A 15,372-nucleotide genomic window follows, 5' to 3' on the forward strand; every position below is an offset into this window, starting at 1 on the left:
CTATGCCCTCCGCGGATCGAAATGGTCGCGCAGCGCGTCGCCGATCAGGGAGAATCCCAGCACGGCGAGCATCAATGTCACGCCCGGGAAGGCAAAGACCCACCATTCTCCCGAAATCATGTAGGACGCGCCGTCGGCGACCATGATGCCCCATTCGGGCTGCGGCGGCCGGATGCCGAGCCCGATGAAGGACAGGCCCGCCGCGTTGAGGATCGCCCAGCCCATGTTGAGCGAGGACTGGACCATGAGCGGCGGCAGCAGGTTCGGAAGGATGTGGCCGACCACGATCGTCACCGGCCCGATGCCGGCAAGCCGCGCGGCTTCGACGTAGCCGGCGCTGCGGCGCCGATTGACCTCGGTGCGCACCTGGCGTGCATAGAAGGGCAGGTTGACGACGGCGGTGGCGAGCACGACGCTCGACATCGAGTTGCCGAGCGCGGCGGCGATGCCGACCGCCAGCACGAAGAGCGGGAAGGCCATGATGGTATCGAGCAGGCGGGACATCAGGGCATCCGCCCAGCCGCCGGCCCAGCCGGCGAACGCCCCGATGGCGGTGCCGACCGCCAACGACGAGGCGACGGCGAGAAGCGCGGTCAGGAGGTCGATCTGCGTGGCGGCCAGCACCCGCGAGAAGATGTCCCTTCCGACCTGATCGATGCCGAACCAGTGGGACAGCGAGGGCGGGGCGAGCGCCACGGACGCGTCGATGCGCAAGGGGTCGTAGGGGGCGATCGCCGGACCGGCGGCGGCCAGAAAGAGAAAGATGCATGCGACCGCGATCGCGAGCCGTATCCGCGGGCGCGGCTTCGCCTGCGATCCGGGCTTGAGTACAACGAGCTCAGCCATCAAATCTTACCCGTGGATCGAGGAGAACGGCGACGATGTCGATGAGGAGGTTGATGAGGACGTAGAGCGCCGCCATCAGCAGCACGAAGCCCTGGATGGGCGCGAAGTCCGAGGCCAGGACCGAGTCGATGGCGTAGGCGCCGATTCCCGGCCAGCCGAAGACCTTCTCGACCAGGACATTCGCACCGAGCATGAACGAGAAGACCATGCCGATGGTATTCAGGACCGGTACCAGGACGGAGCGGAAGGCATAGACCCAGAGCACCTTCCAGGGCGGCAGGCCGGCGGCCCTCGCGGTCCTCACGAAGTCGCTGCCGAGCACTTCGATCATGCCGGCCCTCGTCATGCGGGCGATCGGTCCGATACCGAACAGGCCGAGCGTGACGACCGGCAGCACCAATTGCTTGAAGACCCCGACGAAGCCGTCGAAGTCGCCTTCGAGCAGCGTGTCGATCAGCCAGAAGCCCGTGATGTCGTCGGGCGACGGATAGCCGATGTCGAGCCGGCCGAGCGGCGCCGGCGCCCATCCGAGCAAATAATAGAAGACGAAGACGAGCAGCAGGCCGAGGAAGAAGGTCGGCATGGCCTGCCCCAGGGCGGACAGGAGGCCGCAGAGGTGGTCGACGACGCCCCCCGGCCTGACGGCAGCCCCGACCCCGAGCGAGATCCCCGCCAGGCTCGCCAGCAGCAAGGCGGCGACCGTCAATTCGAGCGAGGCCGGAAGACGGGCGACGAGATCGTCCAGCACGGTCTGGCCCGAGGTCAGGGATTTGCCGAGATCGCCCCGCGCCAGCTGCAGGACGTAGCCGTAGAACTGCTCGGGCGCGCTTCGGGCGAGGCCGAGCTGCTGGCGCACCTGCTCGATGGATTGGGGCGTGGCGGCCGGGCCGGCAAAATAGGCGGCCGGATCGCCCGGCAGCATCCGGGTCAAAATGAAGGTGAGCAGCACCACGCCGGCCAGATTGGGCAATGCGCTCAGGAGGCGGCTGAGGATGAGGCGGGTCATCGATCAAGAATCCGGATTCACTTGATTTTCATGCATGCAAGATGGGTGCCACATGAATTTTCACGGCTCGGAGCTATGCTCTCGGCCGGCCGCACGACGCGGAAGCCTAATTCGGTGGCGCCGGATACGAAAAACGGCATGGATGTGCATGATTTTTATGCATGTTCCGCTCGCCTTGTCGCCGAGCTTCGCTCCCATGCCGAATAATCAAGTTAGTGCGTGATTGGCATGTAGCTTGCATTAAAGTCACCTGCATATCGCTCGCACGCCCTCACCGCTTTCAGATTCGACCACAGGAGACGGAATTGGTACGCCCCGCTCAAAAAGCAGCCGGCTTTCTCCGGCCCGCACTTCAGGCCACGCTGATCAGCCTCGCCGCTACGGCCGCCTTTCCGGCGCTGGCGAAGAGTCCCGACAACACCCTCGTCGTCGTGACCGAGGAGGGTCCCGCCACGCTGGACATCCATGGCGGCACCGCCAACGTCCCGACCCACGAGGTCTCCTGGAACGTCTATGACCGGCTGATCACGCATCCGAGAATCAAGCTGCCCGACGGCACCTTCTCCTACGATTACACGCGGTTCGCGCCGGAACTCGCGGAAAGCTGGGATCTCGCCGCCGACAACAGCAGCGTCACCTTCCATCTCCGCAAGGACGCCACATTTCACGACGGCAAGCCGGTCACCGCCAAGGACGTGAAATGGTCCCTCGATCGCGCCATCGCGGCCGGCGGCTTTCCCGCCATCCAGATGGGGGCGAGCCAGATGACCTCGCCCGACCAGTTCGTCGTCGTCGACGACTACACGATCAAGGTCGACTTCCCCAAGCCCAACAAGCTCGTCCTGGCCAATCTCGCCGTCCCGGTGGCCCAGATCGTGAATTCGGAGCTGGCCAGGCAGCACGCGACCGCGGCGGATCCGTGGGCCATGGCGTGGGTCGGAAAGAACGACGCGGGTGGCGGCGCCTATGAGGTGGCGAAATGGAAGCCGGGCAGCGAGATCGACTTCAAGCGCTTCGACCAATGGAAGTCCGGGCCGCTTCCGGCCTTCGAGAAGATCGTCGAACGGCAGATCGCCTCGGCCGGCACGCGCCGGGCGCTGCTTGAAAAGGGCGATGCGGACCTTTCCTTCAACCTGCCGCCGAAGGATTTCTCGGAACTCGTCAAGGAAGGCAGACTGAAGGTGATCGGCACGCCCGTCGACAGCGAGCTCCTCTATGTCGACATGAACGTGACGCAGAAGCCCTTCGACAACCCGAAGGTCCGCCAGGCCATCGCCTATGCGATCCCGTATGGCGACATCATGAGCAACGCGCTCTACGGCCGCGGCACCGTCATGTCGGGCGGGTCGAAGCAGGTGACGACGACCGCCTGGCCGCAGCCGTCGCCCTATGTGACCGATATCGGGAAGGCCAAGGCGCTGCTCGCGGAGGCAGGCTATCCGGACGGCTTCAAGACGACGATCTCCTACGACGTCAGCACCGCATCCACGCGCGAGCCGATCGCCCTGCTCATTCAGGACAGCCTCAAGAAGATCGGCGTCGATGTGAGCATCGAGAAGGTGCCGGGCGCCGACTGGTATACCAGGCTCGGCCAGAAGAAGATGCCGTTCCTCATCATGAGCTTCAAGGCATGGCTCAACTATCCCGATTATTATTTCTACTGGACGTATGACGGCATCAACAATTCAGTCTTCAACGACATGAACTACGTCAACCCCGACATGGATGCCCTCATCGAGAAGGCTCGCTTCGAGACCGACAAGGCCGCCTATGACGCGGAGGTCAAGGGCTTCATCCAGAAGGCCTTCGACGACGTTCCGCGCATCCCGCTCGCCCAGGACTACCGCGACGTCGCCATGCAGCCGGCCATCGAAGGCTATACCTACTGGTTCCACCTGACCCTCGATTACCGCACGCTGTCTCGCAAGAAATAGGACAAAGCCGCCGCGGCGCCGGCCGTGGCGGCTTCCTGATCTCATTCCCGCCGAGGCATCATGCTGACCACAGCCGAACTTGCGTCGCTCGACGCACGGACGATCGCGACCGACGTCGCCGCACGGCGTCGCTCACCCGTCGAGGTGACCGAAGCCTCGCTCGCGGCAATCGAGGCCCTCAATCCGAGATTCCATGCCTTCGTCACCATCGCCGCCGACGAGGCCCTGGCGACGGCGAGGGCGATGGAGACGGCGATCATGCAGGGTGAGCGGGCCGGGCCGCTCGCCGGCGTGCCCGTCCCGGTCAAGGATCTCGTGCTGACGCGCGGCATGCGAACCGCATTCGGCTCGCGGCTCTACGAGCACTTCATCCCCGACGCGGACGATATCGTCGTCGAACGGCTGCGGGCCGCCGGCGCGATCATCATCGGCAAGACCAATGTCTCGGAATTCGGCTTCGGCGGATTCGGGCACAATCCCCTGTTCCCGACCACGCGCAACCCGTGGAATCCGGCCCTGACATCGGGCGGTTCGAGCGCCGGGTCCGCCGTTGCCGTCGCAACCGGCATCGCGCCGATGGCCGTCGGCAGCGATGGCGGCGGCTCCGTCCGATTGCCCGCGGCCTTCAACGGTCTCTTCGGCATGAAGGCGTCGATGGGCCGGGTGCCGCTCTGGCCCGGCTGCCGCGACGAGGGCTTGCCGGGCGTTTCCGGATGGGAAACGATCGAGCATATCGGCCCCATCACCCGGACCGTGGCGGATGCCGCCCTGATGCTCTCGGTCATCGCCGGCCCCGATCCCCGGGACCGCCATTCGATACCCGGCGGCGACGTCGACTGGGCATTGCCGGCGCCCGGCCGGCATCTCGGCCTGCGCATCGCCTATTGCGCCGATTGGGGCGGGCGGCCTCTCGACCGCGAAGTCCGCGACATCTGCGCAAGAGCGGCACGGGCGTTCGCCGACGATCTCGGCTGCACGGTCGAAGAGAAGCCGCCGCCGTTCGGATGGGAGATCGAAACGTTCCGGGCCGTCGTGGCGATGGATACCGACCTCGAAGGCCTGAGGAGGCTCCGGGCGGAACAGGGCAACCCGGCCCTGTCGGCCGGGCTCGCCCGCCTGCTGGGCGCGGCCTGGACGGCGGAGGCGTTCATCGCCGCCAATTTTCGCCGTAAGGCTGCGGCCAATGCCATGGCGCGCTTCATGGCCGGATATGACCTGCTCCTCACGCCCACCGTATCGACCCTGCCCTTCCCGATCGATCGCGACGGTCCGGGCGAGATCGACGGAAGGCCGGTCGATGACGATGCGTGGACGCCGACAGCCTTCCCCGCGAACCTGACCGGCCAGCCCGCCGCCAGCGTGCCGGCGGGCTGGTCCCGACAGGCCCTTCCCGTCGGGCTGCAGATCATGGGACGTCACCTGGACGACGCAACGGTCCTGAAGGCCGCGGCTGCGTTCGAAGCGGTCAGGCCCTGGAAGGATATCCGGCCGCCGATCTGACCGGCCGGGACGACCGCATGCTGCTGGGTCGCCGGTCTCGTCCCCTCCTGCCGCCGCCGAAATGTTCTCCGCACACCCCGCTTGCAAATCGGAACGACGTTCCGTATTAAATCGGAACATAGTTCCGCTTTGGCGTCACAGCAGCAGGGCCATGCGGCATCGGCCTATCGCTGCAATACTCTTGAAGGGACGCAGCAATTTTCCGGTCCATCCGTCGGATGGGCCCGAAAATTCTGCTGAGGAGAGACCATGCAGTATCGCGCATTGGGCCGGACAGGCATCAAGGTCAGCCCCTATTGCCTGGGCGCCATGATGTTCGGCGGGATCGGCAACCCGGATCACGACGAGTGCATCCGCATCATCCACAAGGCTCTGGACTTCGGCATCAACTTCATCGACACGGCCGACCGGTACAGCGCCGGCGAGTCCGAAGAGATCGTCGGCAAGGCGCTCAAGGGGCGTCGCGACAAGATCGTGCTCGCGACCAAGATATCCGGGCCGATGGGCGAGGATCCGAACCAGCAGGGTACGTCGCGGCGCTGGATCATGCAGGAAGTGGACAACTCGCTGCGCCGCCTGCAGACGGACTGCATCGACCTCTACCAGATCCATCGGCCGGCGCCGGACACCGACATCGAAGAGACCTTGTCGGCGCTCACCGATCTCATGCGTGCGGGCAAGGTTCGAGCGATCGGCTCCTCGACCTTCCCGGTGTCGGAGATCGTCGAAGCGCAGTGGTCCGCCGAGCGGCGCGGGCTCGCGCGTTTCCGGACCGAGCAGCCGCCCTACTCGATCCTCGATCGCGGCATCGAATTCGACATGCTGCCCACCTGCGAGCGCTACGGCATGGGCGTCCTGGTCTGGAGCCCGCTGTCGAAGGGGATGCTCACCGGCCGCTACCGCAAGGGGCAGCCGCTGCCCGACAGCCTGCGCGTGAGATACATGCCCCGGCAGATGTCCGATGCGCGCAGCCTGGAGGCGGTCGAGCAGCTCATCCCGGTGGCGGAAGAGGCGGGCGTGTCGCTCACCCATATGGCGATGGCTTTCGTGATGGCCCACCCGGGCGTCACCTCGGCCATTCTCGGGCCGCGCACGATGCAGCATCTCGACGATCTGCTCGCCGGCGCCGAGGTCCGCCTCGGCGACGACGTGCTGGACCGGATCGATGAGATCGTCCCGCCCGGAACCGATGCCGGATTGAACGAGGCCGCCTATCGTCCGCCCGCGATCCTGAAGAGCGATCTGCGCCGTCGGCCAGCCGGCGCCCGCGCCGCGGCATGATCCCGAAGGCCGGCGCCCGGAGCCACGCGAGTGGCGAGATTGCCGGGCGGACAATACCCATTCGAAGGAGATGACGATGCAGGACAAACCCGTCGCCCTGGTCACCGGGGCCAATCAGGGGATCGGCCTCCAGATCGCGAAGGATCTCGTGGCCCATGGCTTCACCGTGCTGGTGGGGTCGCGCAATCTCGAGCGCGGCGTGGCTGCGGCCGGGGAGGTCGGCCCGGACGCCCATGCGCTCCAGCTCGACGTGACGGATGCGGCCTCGATCGCCGCAGCGGCGGAGCGGGTCCGCAGCGCGTTCGGGCGCCTCGACGTGCTCATCCAGAACGCGGCGATCTCGAACACCAGCAAGCGGCCCGGCCAGACCGTCGAGGACTATGCGAGGACGACGCGTCCGAGCAACGTGTCGCTCGATGAAATGCGCGCGGTGTGGGAGACCAACGTGTTCGGTGTCCTCGCCGTCTACCAGGCGATGCTGCCGCTGCTGCGCCAGACGCCGGGTGCCCGCATCGTCAACGTGTCGAGCGGCGTCGGCTCGCTGACGACGAATTCGGACCCCGCCTTCGCCTACCGCTCCATCTTCGGCCCGGTCTATCCCGCGTCCAAGACGGCGCTCAACGCCTTGACGGTCGCCATGGCGATCGAGCTGGAGCCGGAGGGGATCAGGGTCAACGCCGTCTCCCCGGGATTCACCCGGACGAACCTCAACGGCTATGCCGGCACCGAGACCGTCGAGGAGGGGGCCCGCGAGGCGGTGCGCGTCGCGCTGCTGGGCAAGGACGGTCCGACGGGGACGTTCACGCGCTGGGAAAACAGCACGATTGCCTGGTGATGCGGGACGTTCGCCCTGCGGCTTCTCCCAACGTCACCTCGGGGGATAGGCCGTCCGGCAGACCGACATCACCATGTTCCGCAGCCAGCGATGTGCCGGGTCGGCATCCATGCGGGGATGCCACATCGCCGATATCCTGAACGACGGCAGGGGAAGCGGAGGCTCGAAGCTCGCAAGACCGGACATGGCCGGGTGGTCGTTCGCCATGGCATTGCCGAGGCAGGATCGGGGTACGAGCGCAACGAGGTCCGATTGGCGGGCGATCCGCATCGCATCGGGATAGCCGGGTACGATGACCATGACCGCCCGCCTGAGGCCGAGCGTCGCCAGGGCGCCGTCGATCGGCTCGACGACATCTCCCTCCCGCGATGCCACGACATGTCTGCAGGCGGCATAGCGCTCGGGCGTAACGCCTTCGCCGGCCAGAAGCGGATGCCCGACACGGGCCACGCCGACGCGTCTGTCATGGAACAGGAACTGGGTGCGTATCTCGGGCGCGGACGTCCCGAGCAGGCCGATTTCGAGATCGACCAGACCTTCGCGAAGCGGACGCGCGTCCTTGTCGGGCTTGGGCGCGAACCGCAGGCGGACGCCCGGCGCCGCTTGCGCCACGGCGGTGACGACCGGGCCTGACAGGAATTCCAGAAACGCCTCGCTGACGCGGATGGTGAACGTCATTTCGAGCGCTGCCGCGTCCACCTGCGTGTTGTGCGGCCGGAGAACCGCGCGCGCCTCCCGGCTGAGTTCATGGACGCGATCGCGCAATTCGGCGGCGCGCGGCGTGGGCACGAGCCCGCGCCCGGCCCGCACCAGCAGGGGGTCTCCGATTGCCGACCGAAGCCGCGCGAGCGTCCGGCTCATGGCGGAGGCGCTCAAGCCGAGACGGCGGGCCGCGCCGGTGACGCTGCCTTCGGCGAGCAATATGTCCAGCGCGAGGAGGAGGTTCAGGTCCACATCCGAATTGTGCATGGACCGACCCTATGCCATCCGCGCCGTCTGACATAGCGTCTGATGCAAGGATATCTTGACCTCGATGCGTCTGGCGCCTTTCGCCCGGCCGGTCATAATCCCGAACACCCTAGCCCGCGAAAGAGATCGACCCATGCCGGCAAGCGTTTCGACTGCACCCTCCCCTACAATCCTGCTCATCGGCGCATCCCGCGGTCTCGGCCACGCGATGGCTGCCGAATTCCTGAACAAGGGATGGAACGTCCTCGGCACGGTCCGAGGCGGCGGAAGCCGAACCAGGCTGCACGACCTCGCGGACGACAATGAAGGCCGGGTCGAGATCGAGATCCTGGACATCTGCGAGCCCGATCAGGTCGCGGCGTTGCGCGACCGGCTGTCGGGCAGGATATTCGATATGCTGTTCGTCAATGCGGGCGTGACCAACAACCCGGCCGAAACGATCGCGGATGTGACGACCGACGAGTTCATAAGAATCATGGTCACCAATGCGCTGAGCCCGATGCGCGTCATCGAGAGCCTGGAGCGATACGTCCCTGCGACGGGGCTGATCGGCGTGATGTCGTCCGGACAGGGCAGCATCGCCAACAACGAGACCGGCCAGCGCGAGGTCTACCGCGGCAGCAAGGCGGCCCTGAACATGTTCATGCGCAGTTTCGCCGCCCGTCACGCCGGAACATCGCGGGCCATGGCGATTATGGCCCCCGGCTGGGTCCGGACCGACATGGGGGGACCGGACGCAAGGCTGAGCATCGAGGAAAGCATCCCGAGTCTGGTGAACGTTCTCCTGTCGAAGCGGGAAAGGCCGGGCCTGGAATATCTCGATTATCTCGGCCGCACCGTGCCCTGGTGAGAGCGTGATCGTGATGAAGCTGATCGGTATCGAAGAGCATTTTCTCACGGCTGAGATTCGCGACGCCTGGCATGCGATCGGCCTGGACGCGTCGGACCCGAGCGTCGCTTTTCATTCCGGCACGCTGGAGCGGCGTCTCCTCGACCTCGCCGAGCAACGCCTCGCCCTCATGGATGAGAGCGGGGTGGACGTTCAGGTCCTGTCTCTCACCACGCCGGCGCTCCACGACCTCGGACCGCAAGCCGTCGATCTGGCGCGGCGCGTCAACGATGCCGTCGCGGAGGCCGTCGCGAGACATCCCGATCGCTTCCAGGCGCTGGCGACGCTGCCGGTGGCGATGCCCGACGAAGCCGCGCTCGAACTCCAGCGCTGCATCACGGCGCTCGGCTTCAAGGGGACGATGCTGTGCGGGCGGGTCGGCACCCGCAACCTGGACCATCCCGACCTCCTGCCCGTTTTGCGCAGCGCGGCTTGCCTGAATGCGCCGATCCTGCTTCATCCCCGGGTGCCGGAGATGGCGGTGAGAACGGCGTATTATTCGGGCTTCAGCCCGCAGGTCGACGCCGCCTTCGCCACCTATGGGCTTGGCTGGCACTATGACGCGGGCGTGCAGTTTCTGCGTCTGGTCCTGGCCGGCACCTTCGACCGCATGCCGGGCCTTCAGGTGATCCTCGGCCATTGGGGCGAACTGGTGCTGTTCTATGCCGAACGCCTCGCCGCGCTGGACCGGGTGGCCGGCCTCGCTCATCCCATCGCCACCTATCTGCGCAGGAACCTCTACGTCACGGCCAGCGGCATGTTCCTTCCCCACTATCTGGAACGGGCGCTGGCGACGGTCGGCGCCGATCGCCTGCTCTTTTCCACCGACTTCCCCTATCAATACCGGACCGGCCGCGACGCCCGGCGCTTCCTGGAGAATTGCGGCCTCGGCGAGGCGGCGAAAGCCGGCTTTGCCCATGGCAACTGGATGCGGCTGATTTCCGACCAAATTCGCGCTTGAGCGCGTCGGCCTGCCCGATATCGCGCTCCCTCAGGCAAAGACGTCGGCGACGTAGCGGCTATACGCACGCTCCATCTTGTCGGCCCATGCCTCGGCCTCCTCGGCGCTGGCCTTGGTGGCTTCTCTGTAGATGCGCAAGAATGTCGCCCGGACATTGGGAGCCATATGCTCGCCGTCTCCACACACGAAGACCGTTGCGCCCTGCCGGAACAGGTCGGCGATCTCGTTTCGACGCTCCCATACCTGATGCTGCACATAGCAAACATCGCCGTCGGGGGCCTTTGAGAAAGCCGGATGGACCTCGACCACGCCGTTCCTCTGCCACGCGGCCATCTCGTCACGATAGAGATAGTCGACATCCGGATGCGTGACGCCGAAGAACAGCAATGCCGGACCGACGTCGCGCCCGGCCGCCTTCTGGATCGCCCGCTCCTGCAAGAAACCGTGGAACGGCGCAATCCCGCTGCCGGCGCAGACCAGGATGATCGGCGTGGAGGGATCTTCCGGCGGGTGGAAGGCCGCCTGGGAGGGACGTACCGCGACCGAGAGGCGGCTGCCGGATTCGAGGCCGGCGAGATAGGTCGATGCCACGCCAAGATGGCGGCGCGCGCCGCTCAGGTGAGGTGCATCGAGGATCGAAATCGTCAGGGAGCACCGCGCCGGGTCGCGCAGCGGCGAGGAGGAAATGGAATATTGCCGCGCCCGCATGGGCGGGAGGGCTGCAAGAAAGGCGCCCAGCCCGAACTCGCAGGCCGGAAACCGCTCCAGCAGATCGAGAACGCTCGCTCGTTGTGCCAGCACCTCCGTTTCATATCGCTCGGGCTGGGCGAGCGAATCGAGAGCCTTGCGATCCGGGGGGCAACGGGTCGCTTCCGCGAGTTGCCTGACCTGAACTCGGGTGGCGGGCTGAGCCAGTTCCACATAGGCGGACAGCACCTCGCCGATCGCGATCGGATAGTCGCCGGGCAGCGCGCTCGATATCCCCGGCCCCTTGTGAATGACGACCTGCGTATCCGGCGCGAGGCTGAAGCGGCGCAGGGCGCGTGCGACGTCCTGGGAAGGATTGCGCGGCAGCACGGCAAGATAATCGCCGGCGCGGTAGGTCATGCCCTCGGGCAGCACGATCTCGATATGGCGCTTGGAGCGCGCCAGCGGCGAGGACATGTCGACCAGTTCACGGTTCTCGACGATGCGGCCCTGGTCGAGATCGCTCAGGCGCAGCGACGCTTCCCGGCCGGAACGAATGATCTCGACGTCCAGGCCCGCTGCGGCCGGCGCCGCAGTCTCCTTGCCGAGCGCCCTCCCGAGGGCGGCCCACAGATCGGTCGACCAAGCCTCGAACCCGCCGAAGAAATCACCGCCGGCATCGGTTTCTCCGCGTGCCTTGACGCGGGTGGCGCCGGCCTTTTCCAAGGCGGCGTCCGTCCGCTTCGGGATCGCCTGATAGGTGCGAGCCCATTGGCGGTTGCCGCAGCCGAACACCGCGAACCGCACACCCGCAAGCGCATCCGGCCCCAGACTCTCGATCCAGGCCAGGAAGCCCCGGGCATTATCGGGCGGCTGGCCTTCATAGGAGGCGGTGACGACAATGACAGCACCATCCTTGGGAAGGCGCTCGACATAGTCGTCCATCGGCGCAGCCTGCGCCGCATAGCCCTGGGCTGCGGCCTCGCCGGCAATCCGCTCGGCGAAGGCCCGGCACGAGCCCGTGTTGCTGCCATAGAGCACCAGCAAGGGTGTGGTCGCCTCCGAGGAGTTCTGCGCGGGTGAGCGGGGTGCGAGCTTGCGCGGCGGTGCGGAAGGGGTGGCGGTGCGCGGCCTAACCGCGACGTCGCTGCGACGGCGCGCATGGATGCGGAACCCGTGCGGCTTCAGGGTGAGCGTCTCCGCCACCTCCAGCTTGTAGCCGGGATCGGCCTCGGTCAGATCGAAGCGCTGCAGGATCATCGAGAGGACCAGATGCGCCTCCTGCAGCGCAAAGCCGCGCCCGATGCAGGATCGCATGCCGTTGCCGAACGGCTTCCAGGCATTAGGAGGCAATGCCGCCGCGACGGCGGGATCGAAACGTTCGGGGCGAAACGCCTCGGCATCCTCGCCCCACGCCTTGGGATCTCGATGCAGGATCGGCGTGAGCACGAACAGCGTGTCGTCGGGTGTGACCGGGTAGCGGCCCGCAAGCAGGGTGGGTGCCTTCGGCGCGACCGCGAAGGCGGGCGCCGTCGGCCAGAGCCGCAGGCTTTCCTGCAGGATCTGCTCGATATAGCGCAGCCTGGCCAGATGTTCGATCCGGGGCGTCTCGTCGCCGAGCACCCCGTCGACCTGCATTCTCGCCTTCTGAAGAACCTCGGGATTGCGCAGGAGAAGATAGAGGGCGAACGACAGGAGGCCGCTCGTTGTCTCGTGGCCGGCCACCAGGAATGTCAGCATCTGATAGCGGACATTTTCTTCCGACAGCCCTTCGCCGGTTTCCGGATCGCGGCCTTCGAGCATCAAGTTCAGCAGGTCATGGCGCGTCTTCCCCTCGGGATCGCGTTTGCGCTCGGCGATGAGGGTGTCGGCGACCCGATTCAGGAGGGTCCTATCGGCTTCGTAGCGGCGTGTCGTCTGGAGCATGAGCTTCGAGACGAGGTCGGGGCGGCGAGCCCGGGCGCCGGCCTCGTCGAGGGCACCCACCATCGCGTGTACGAAGGGGTGCATCTGGTCCTGATAGAAGCTGTTGAAACGATAGTCGAACGCGCACAGCGCGATGGTGTCGAGCGTGAGGCGGGTCATGTTGTCGGCGACGTCGATGGTGGCGTCCGGTCCGAACCGTTCCCATCGAAGCATCATCTGCCCGGCGATGTCCTCCATCTTGTCGAACATCGAGCGGATGCCGAGGGGACCGAAGGCCGGCATCAGCAGCCGGTGCGCCTTGGCCCAATTCGGTTCCTCATTATAGGCGGTGAAAAGGCCGTCTCCTCCGAGGTCGCGGAGCACTTGCAGAGGCCGGTGGACCTTCTTGGCAAAACGGCTCTCGTCGCAGACATCGTTCACGAATTCCTGCGAACCGAGAATGGTGACGGTCGTGCCGGCCACAGTGAGACGGAAAATAGATCCGTGAACCCTGGCAAGCCGCATCAGGCTCTGCACCGGCGCCTTGGCGTCGATGTCAGGCAGATTGCCGATGAGAGGCATCGGCCTGGGCTGGGGAATGGCGGTTGGCTGTTCGATCATGAGGACCGTCCTTTCGCACCAATTACTGCTGCGGGGCCCTGGACGCCGCCCGGGCTCTCAGGCCCGCATCGACGACGGCGCGGCATGGAGGGCTGAGCTGGTCGTGCTGAGATATGATGCAGCTCCTGATCCGATCCATGTTGGGGATGTCGGCGGCGCACAGGCGCATGGCATCGCCCTTACAGGCCTGCCGCTGCTGGGCCTCGGTCGGGATCGACTGTGCGAGTGCCGGCGTCACGGTCGCAGCCAGCAGGACAAGAGCAAGTCGCGTTTTCATCAGGGAACTCCCAAGCCGGTTTCGGAATCATCGGTTGCGGGCGCGGTCGGCCGGTTCCGTCATGCCCCTCCCCTGCATGCGGCGAGCGAAGCCGGAGGAATCGGGTGAGGAGGGACGTCGATCCGGTTGTCGGTGTCCGTCATGCGCGGCTCCGTTGCTGCGGTTGATCGGACGGATCGACAGGCGAAAGATGGAGAAGGGTGGCGACGACGGTCTCGATCATCCGGTCCCGCGCCGAGGCGATATCGATCTCCGGGGCCAGGCGGTTCAGCAGCGCGGGAAAGGCTGGCGGCTGGTTGAGGGCGGCCGTCACTAGCGCGAAGAACAGCGCCGGGTGGCTGCTGCGGATGATGCCCGCTTCGATCCCGGCCGCGAACAGCTCCCGGCTCGATTCATAGGCGGGCGTCAACAGAAGCGTGTTGAGCCGCTCGGCACGTTCGGGCATGTCGGTCGAACTGCGGGTGACGAAATCCCGGACATCGGGGTGTGCCGCATAGAATTCGCCGCCCCTCAAGATCGTCTCGCGCAACCGCTCGGCCAGAGCGCGGGACGGGTCCGTGGCGATGCGACGGATCGCCTCCATGACGGGCCGCGACTCCGAGACGATCGCATCGAGGCAGGCCTCCCAGAGCGCCGCCTTGTTGCCGAAATGAACGCGGACGAGGTTCGGGCTGACGTTCGCCTCCGCCGCGATGCTGCGCACATCGGCCGCGTCGAAGCCCTGGGAGGCGAAGGCGCGCCTTGCGGCAGCCAGCAGGGCCTCGCGGCCGGCCGGCATGTCCTTCGTTCGGCGGCCTCTCGGCCGGGGCCTCTGCGAGTTTTCACGCATGCGGCGATCCGCTTCCAATATATATGTTCACATGTACATTTATTCCGACGATACGGTTTGGCAAGGCCTCCGATGCATTTTTGGCCGGATCCCTCCCTCAGCTCTTCGGCAGGCCGTCAAAACCGGCCGACGCCGGGCGAGGAAGATGGATTGCTCCTTGGGGGGATTCGTCGCGAAAAGAGGGATGCGCCGCGTTCCGCTTGCCTCGGTTCCGCCGTCGAACCAGCGGCTTCAAGCGATGTCGATGGGCGACGTCTGCCCGGTCGAACACGGGACGTCGCACTGCCGCGCCGATTTCATCCCATTCGCTCGACCCATTGCGCGCGCGAGGGCCCGGGCTCGAACGGATCGGCGAAATATTGGGTCTCGCGGGCCACCTTACCGTCCACGAACTCCATGACGCTCACGCAATAGGATGGCCGACCGTCATAGGTGAGGATGAATTCCGTGATCCAGAGATCCTTCGCGCCGACGATGCGGCGCACCGTGAAGCGCTTCGCGCTCGGCTGCGCGACGCGTGAGGCCTGGATGTTGTGCCGGCCCCTGATGCGTTCGCCCGATTGCGGATATTCGAGCACGGCGTCCTCCCGGTAGATCTCGTGCTCGACATCGACATCATTGGTGTCCGAGGTGGCCCAGTGGCGATCCAGCGCCGCTCGAATCCCGTTCTCGTCCATGCCGCCACTCCCGCTCCCGTCGTTGAGGCCGGGCTGCTCCGTGCCGGGGCACTCTGGCCGTCCATGCCGCCCCGATCACGAACGCTCGGCAAGGGAAAATATGGCAGGCCGCCATTTTGCGGACCTGCGTCCCAGCCAGCCTTGTGTACTATGGC

At 66.1% G+C, this 15,372-nt stretch carries 13 protein-coding genes; 6 read left to right on the plus strand and 7 right to left on the minus strand.

The window, feature by feature from the left end; translation table 11 throughout:
• Together J3R73_RS23490 and J3R73_RS23495 are read right to left on the minus strand one after the other, a co-directional pair.
• The gene (locus tag J3R73_RS23490; protein ID WP_307432886.1) at positions 1 to 846 is read right to left on the minus strand and encodes an ABC transporter permease; all 846 of its coding nucleotides are present in this window, start codon (positions 844 to 846) and stop codon (positions 1 to 3) included.
• A complete protein-coding gene (locus tag J3R73_RS23495) occupies positions 839 to 1,852 on the minus strand; it encodes an ABC transporter permease (RefSeq protein ID WP_307432888.1) in 1,014 nt (337 codons plus the stop codon). The genes J3R73_RS23490 and J3R73_RS23495 overlap by 8 nt, the downstream gene beginning before the upstream one ends.
• Before the next feature lie 305 nt (positions 1,853 to 2,157).
• Here J3R73_RS23495 and J3R73_RS23500 point away from each other — a divergent pair, with 305 nt between their 5' ends.
• The 4 genes from J3R73_RS23500 to J3R73_RS23515 all read left to right on the plus strand — a co-directional run bounded on the left by J3R73_RS23500 (position 2,158) and on the right by J3R73_RS23515 (position 7,402).
• On the plus strand, positions 2,158 to 3,786 hold the full coding sequence (locus tag J3R73_RS23500; RefSeq protein ID WP_307432891.1) for an ABC transporter substrate-binding protein: 1,629 nt from the start codon (positions 2,158 to 2,160) through the stop codon (positions 3,784 to 3,786).
• Positions 3,787 to 3,846: 60 nt separating this feature from the next.
• Positions 3,847 to 5,286, plus strand: coding sequence for an amidase (locus J3R73_RS23505; RefSeq protein WP_307432894.1), 1,440 nt, complete (start codon positions 3,847 to 3,849; stop codon positions 5,284 to 5,286).
• Between the two features lie 249 nt (positions 5,287 to 5,535).
• Positions 5,536 to 6,567, plus strand: coding sequence for an aldo/keto reductase (locus J3R73_RS23510; RefSeq protein ID WP_307432897.1), 1,032 nt, complete (start codon positions 5,536 to 5,538; stop codon positions 6,565 to 6,567).
• Between the two features lie 76 nt (positions 6,568 to 6,643).
• Positions 6,644 to 7,402, plus strand: a complete 759-nt coding sequence (locus J3R73_RS23515) for an SDR family NAD(P)-dependent oxidoreductase (protein ID WP_307432900.1) — start codon at positions 6,644 to 6,646, stop codon at positions 7,400 to 7,402.
• Between the two features lie 33 nt (positions 7,403 to 7,435).
• Here the strand turns inward: J3R73_RS23515 and J3R73_RS23520 are convergent, their stop codons facing one another.
• Positions 7,436 to 8,371 (minus strand): LysR family transcriptional regulator, encoded by a 936-nt coding sequence (locus tag J3R73_RS23520; protein WP_307432903.1) that lies wholly within the window; start codon positions 8,369 to 8,371, stop codon positions 7,436 to 7,438.
• 133 nt (positions 8,372 to 8,504) lie between these two features.
• Here J3R73_RS23520 and J3R73_RS23525 point away from each other — a divergent pair, with 133 nt between their 5' ends.
• Together J3R73_RS23525 and J3R73_RS23530 are read left to right on the plus strand one after the other, a co-directional pair.
• Entirely contained in the window at positions 8,505 to 9,221 is a 717-nt protein-coding gene (locus J3R73_RS23525) for an SDR family NAD(P)-dependent oxidoreductase (protein WP_307432907.1), read from the plus strand.
• 13 nt (positions 9,222 to 9,234) lie between these two features.
• A complete protein-coding gene (locus tag J3R73_RS23530) occupies positions 9,235 to 10,221 on the plus strand; it encodes an amidohydrolase family protein (RefSeq protein WP_307437644.1) in 987 nt (328 codons plus the stop codon).
• Between the two features lie 30 nt (positions 10,222 to 10,251).
• Here J3R73_RS23530 and J3R73_RS23535 read toward each other — a convergent pair whose 3' ends face one another.
• The 4 genes from J3R73_RS23535 to J3R73_RS23550 all read right to left on the minus strand — a co-directional run bounded on the left by J3R73_RS23535 (position 10,252) and on the right by J3R73_RS23550 (position 15,217).
• A complete protein-coding gene (locus J3R73_RS23535) occupies positions 10,252 to 13,434 on the minus strand; it encodes a bifunctional cytochrome P450/NADPH--P450 reductase (protein WP_307432909.1) in 3,183 nt (1,060 codons plus the stop codon).
• A 22-nt stretch (positions 13,435 to 13,456) separates the two neighbouring features.
• Positions 13,457 to 13,711, minus strand: a complete 255-nt coding sequence (locus J3R73_RS23540) for a hypothetical protein (protein ID WP_307432911.1) — start codon at positions 13,709 to 13,711, stop codon at positions 13,457 to 13,459.
• Between the two features lie 139 nt (positions 13,712 to 13,850).
• Positions 13,851 to 14,489, minus strand: a complete 639-nt coding sequence (locus J3R73_RS23545) for a TetR/AcrR family transcriptional regulator (RefSeq protein WP_307432913.1) — start codon at positions 14,487 to 14,489, stop codon at positions 13,851 to 13,853.
• A 347-nt stretch (positions 14,490 to 14,836) separates the two neighbouring features.
• Positions 14,837 to 15,217 (minus strand): nuclear transport factor 2 family protein, encoded by a 381-nt coding sequence (locus tag J3R73_RS23550; protein ID WP_307432916.1) that lies wholly within the window; start codon positions 15,215 to 15,217, stop codon positions 14,837 to 14,839.
• Positions 15,218 to 15,372 lie beyond the last annotated feature (155 nt).

The organism is Labrys monachus, from assembly GCF_030814655.1.
Classification (GTDB): Bacteria; Pseudomonadota; Alphaproteobacteria; order Rhizobiales; family Labraceae; genus Labrys; species Labrys monacha.